The sequence below is a fragment of the Lactobacillus sp. UMNPBX17 genome, assembly GCF_002553735.1.
Classification (GTDB): Bacteria; Bacillota; Bacilli; order Lactobacillales; family Lactobacillaceae; genus Lactobacillus; species Lactobacillus gallinarum.
The window spans coordinates 1-687 of the sequence record NZ_PCYT01000168.1 but is presented as its reverse complement, the minus strand read 5'-3'; the positions used below and the strand labels follow the sequence as shown (position 1 = coordinate 687).

1 protein-coding gene is annotated in these 687 nt (G+C 34.2%); it reads right to left on the bottom strand.

The window, feature by feature from the left end:
* Nucleotides 1-687: transposase (locus tag CP368_RS10140; protein WP_143468333.1), on the bottom strand; the 687-nt coding region annotated here is incomplete at both ends.

Sequence of the window (687 nt, the reverse complement as noted above, 5' to 3'; positions counted from 1 at the left end):
AAACTCTGACTGCAGTGGTCTGTGCAAAGCCTGGAATGCTTTCTAGGTTTTCTAAATCATAATTAGGCAAAGACTTCGCTAACTTAACCATTCTTGCGATTAAATTTTCTCTTTGATCACTTAAATTAAGCAATCTGTGTGCATAATACTGCACTTGCTCGACTTCTATGCTAGAGCAAGATACAACTGGATAAGCTTGATAAGCTAATTCAATTAATTTATCTGCAGTCCTTAGAGCGTGTTTAAAAGCAATCCCCTTTAAGCTCATTAACCAGTTAATAAGCTGTTTTTTATCTTCTCTTCTTACTAAGTCACAATGAGGATATCGCACAATTATTTGCCAGTAATTTTTACCTTTAGCAGAAGAAAATAGATTTTCGATTTCAGGAAAAGTCGATTGTAAAGCTTGATGAAGTCTATTTTTAGCCATTACTAAGTCAGCTGTTAACTGGTCATAGAAACGACTCAATGAATTAAGCTGCTTATAAGTTTGAGATTGAAGTTGATTAATTGGATGATGATATAGTCTTTGAATTAAGGCTAAATGATAAGCATCAGTTTTATCAGTCTTATTATGACGTAGTCCCATATCCATTTCTTTTTTAGCTTTAAGAGGATTAAGAATTACATAATCATAGCCGTAGTCTTCAAGAAAAGCCTGCAGTCTGCGTGAATAAACACCGGTAG